Origin of the sequence: Pseudomonas sp. 18.1.10 (genome assembly GCF_024655625.1) — a bacterium.
Classification (GTDB): Bacteria; Pseudomonadota; Gammaproteobacteria; order Pseudomonadales; family Pseudomonadaceae; genus Aquipseudomonas.
The window spans coordinates 1-3,812 of the sequence record NZ_JANLGL010000354.1 but is presented as its reverse complement, the minus strand read 5'-3'; the positions used below and the strand labels follow the sequence as shown (position 1 = coordinate 3,812).

Annotated in this window: 3 protein-coding genes; 2 read left to right on the top strand and 1 reads right to left on the bottom strand. The window is 63.0% G+C overall.

From position 1 onward, the window contains the following. Positions 1-73 precede the first annotated feature (73 nt). Complete coding sequence (gene cadR / locus NUV89_RS28465; protein WP_257783934.1) at positions 74-514, bottom strand: Cd(II)/Pb(II)-responsive transcriptional regulator; 441 nt, start codon at positions 512-514, stop codon at positions 74-76. Between the two features lie 85 nt (positions 515-599). On the opposite strand from cadR, the gene NUV89_RS28460 reads away from it, so the two are divergent. Next, positions 600-2,846 (top strand): heavy metal translocating P-type ATPase, encoded by a 2,247-nt coding sequence (locus NUV89_RS28460; protein WP_257783933.1) that lies wholly within the window; start codon positions 600-602, stop codon positions 2,844-2,846. A gap of 16 nt (positions 2,847-2,862) precedes the next feature. Continuing rightward, the gene (locus tag NUV89_RS28455) at positions 2,863-3,726 is read left to right on the top strand and encodes a LysR family transcriptional regulator (RefSeq protein ID WP_257783932.1); all 864 of its coding nucleotides are present in this window, start codon (positions 2,863-2,865) and stop codon (positions 3,724-3,726) included. Positions 3,727-3,812 lie beyond the last annotated feature (86 nt).

The window sequence follows — 3,812 nt, the reverse complement described above, 5'->3', positions numbered from 1 at the left end:
TGAACCACCGCATTCGCGAGCAAGCCCGCTCCCACACAAGCCCGCTCCCACATTTAGCCTGCGTTCACTTGATTTAGTGGCCGTGGCTTCTGCCCACATGTGAAGGCTCAGCCTCACTGGCCGCCACACTCCCGCTGACCTCCAGCCGCTGCAAAATCCCGCACTGCTCCCCGCCGCCACAGCGTTGGCGCAAGTCCAGCAACTGTTCCTGCAACGCCAGCAACCCATCGATCCGCGCTTTTACATGGTGGATATGCTCGTCGATCAACGCATTCACGCTTTCGCACTGGTCCTGCGGGCTGTCGCGCAGCCCCAGCAAACTACGGATCTCTTCCAGCGTCATGTCCAAACTGCGGCAGTTGCGGATAAAGATCAGCCGCTCGGTGTGCGCCTGGGTGTACACGCGGTAGTTGGCGTCGGTACGCGCCGGAGGTGGCAGCAGGCCTTCCTTCTCGTAATAACGGATGGTTTCCACCGGGCAGTCGGTCAGTTTCGCCAGTTCGCCGATCTTCATCGCAGCAATCTCCAAATGGGTGCTTGACCCTATAGTGGCTACAGGGTCTTTACTTGGCAACAGGCACCTCTACGGACGCGACAGAATGAGCGATTCCATCCACACCCCGCATAAACACGACCACGATCACGACCACGGCGAGAAAAAACTCACGCCTGTGCATAACCACGGCGGCTCCTGCTGTTCCGGCAGCCCGGCCCCGGCCAAGGTGACGCTCAACGAAGCGCCCACCGCCGGCTCGCGCCTGAGCACGTTCCGCATCGAAGCCATGGACTGCCCCACCGAGCAGACGCTGATCCAGAACAAACTGGGCAAGCTTGCCGGTGTGCAGCAGCTGGAATTCAACCTTATCAACCGCATCCTTGGCGTCACCCACGACCTGCCGAGCACCGCGCCGATCATCGACGCCATCAAAGCCATCGGCATGCAGGCCGATCCCATCGAAGAGGGCACCCCGGCTGCCGCGCCGCCCGCGAAGAAGCACTGGTGGCCGCTGGCGTTGTCCGGCGTGGGCGCGTTGGGCGCCGAAGTGCTGCACTTCACCAACGCCGCACCGACCTGGGTGATTGCCCTGGTGGCGCTGGTGTCGATCCTCAGCGGCGGCCTCACCACCTATAAAAAGGGCTGGATTGCCCTGAAGAACCTCAACCTGAACATCAACGCCCTGATGAGCATCGCCGTCACCGGCGCGGTGCTGATTGGCCAGTGGCCGGAAGCGGCGATGGTGATGTTCCTGTTCACCGTTGCCGAGTTGATCGAAGCCAAGTCCCTGGACCGTGCGCGCAACGCCATCAGTGGCTTGATGCAGATGACCCCGGAACAGGCCACGGTGCGGCAGGCGGACGGTTCGTGGGCGGAACAAGAGGTCAAAAGCATTGAACTGGGTGCCATCGTGCGGGTAAAGCCCGGCGAGCGCATCGGCCTGGACGGTGAGGTCACCGCCGGTCAATCCACCATCGACCAGGCGCCGATCACCGGTGAAAGCCTGCCAATTGAAAAGACCGTCGGCGATAAAGTCTTCGCCGGCACCATCAACCAGGCGGGCTCGCTGGAGTACAAGGTCACCGCAGCGGCCAACAATTCCACCCTGGCGCGCATCATCCACGCCGTGGAACAGGCCCAGGGCGCCCGCGCGCCGACCCAGCGTTTTGTCGACAGCTTCTCGAAAATCTACACCCCGGCGGTGTTCCTGTTTGCCCTCGGTGTGGCGCTGATTCCGCCGCTGTTCATGGCTGGCGCGTGGTTCGACTGGATCTATCGCGCCCTCGTGCTGCTGGTGGTCGCCTGCCCGTGTGCGTTGGTCATCTCCACGCCTGTGACCATCGTCAGCGGCCTCGCGGCGGCGGCGCGCAAAGGCATCCTGATTAAGGGCGGCGTGTACCTGGAAGGCGGTTACAAACTCGACTACCTGGCCCTCGACAAGACCGGCACCATCACCCACGGCAAGCCGGTGCAAACCGATTACCTGGCGTTGTTCCCCAACATCGAAGACAGCGCACCGGCCCTGGCCGCCAGTTTGGCTGGCCGCTCCGACCACCCGGTGTCCCTGGCCATCGCCAATGCGGGTGTGGATAAAAACCTGCCGAGCCACGTTGTGGATAACTTTGCGGCCCTGGCCGGTCGCGGTGTGCGCGGTGATATCAACGGCGAAACCTACCACCTGGGCAACCACCGCCTGGTGGAAGACCTCGGCCTGTGTTCGCCGGAGCTGGAAGAAAAACTCTTCGCCCTGGAAAAACAAGGCAAGTCCGTGGTGCTGCTGCTCGACAAATCCGGCCCGCTGGCGCTGTTCGCCGTGGCCGACACGGTCAAGGACAGCAGCCGCGAAGCGATCCAGCAATTGCATGATCTGGGCATCAAGACCCTGATGCTCACCGGCGACAACACCCACACGGCCCAAGCGATCGGTGCCCAGGTCGGCATCGACCAGGCCCGTGGCGACCTGCTGCCCACCGACAAACTGCAAGCCATCGAAACCCTCTACGGCCAGGGTCATCGCGTCGGCATGGTCGGCGACGGCATCAACGACGCCCCGGCCCTGGCCCGCGCCGAGATCGGTTTTGCCATGGCCGCCGCGGGCACCGACACCGCCATCGAGACCGCCGACGTGGCGCTGATGGACGATGACTTGCGCAAGATCCCGGCATTCATTCGGCTGTCGAGGCAAACGTCGAGTATCCTCAAGCAGAACATCGCCCTGGCGTTGGTCATCAAGGCGATCTTCCTCGCCGTGACCTTCCTGGGCATGGCCACCATGTGGATGGCGGTATTCGCCGACATGGGCGTGAGCCTGCTGGTGGTGTTCAATGGCCTGCGCCTGCTGCGCAAATAGATGATGAGAGGGTGGTGTGCTGAGTGCCGAGCTAAAGGCGTTTTTCATGGTCGCGCGACTGGGCAGCATTACCCAGGCGGCGAAAAAGCTCGGCCTCAGCCAGCCCACGGTCACTACGCAGATCCGCAACCTGGAAAGCCAGTACGGCGTTGAGCTGTTCTACCGTGGCGGGCGCCGCCTCACCGTCAGCGACGAGGGCGCGCGGTTGCTGCCGATGGTCAAGGCACTGTTGCAGCAGGAAGCGGACATCGAGTTTTTCCTGCGCAACAACGGCCAGGTCCAGGGTGCTTTGCGGATTGCCGCGACGGCGCCGTATTACATCCTCGACCTGGTCAAAGCCTTTCGCGAACGCCTGCCGCAAGTGGACGTGTCGGTGGAAATCGGCAACTCCCAGCAGGTGCTGGAAGCCCTGGACGATTACCGCGTCGATGTCGCCGCATCCTCGCAACTGCTCGAAGACCCGCGCCTGGTCCGCCGCGTGCTGGGCACCGACCCGCTGGTGCTGGCGGTGCATCGCGACCATCCCCTGGCCAAGCTCGACCATGTGCCCCTCAGCGCACTGGCCGGGCACACCTTGTTGATGCGCGAAGCGGGCTCGACCACGCGGCGGCTGACGGAAGCGATGTTGCAGGGCGCCAACGTGAGCTACGGGCCGCTGCTGGAAATTGGCAGCCGTGAGTCGATCCGTGAAGCAGTGTTGCGCAATATCGGCATCAGCATCATTGCCCGCCAGGAAGTGCCCCATGACCCGCAGTTGCGCGTGCTGACCATCGAGAATGCGCCGCAGATCCCGGAGTATCTGTATTGCCTCAAGGAGCGCAAAGGCGCGCGGTTGCCGGCGGCGTTTCTGGGGTTGGCGCAGGAAATGTCGCCGCTCTGAACGCTATGGTGGTCTTTAGGGCCTCTTCGCGGGCAAGCCCGCTCCCACATTTTGACCGTGTGAACCCGATCAAGTGTGGGAGCTGT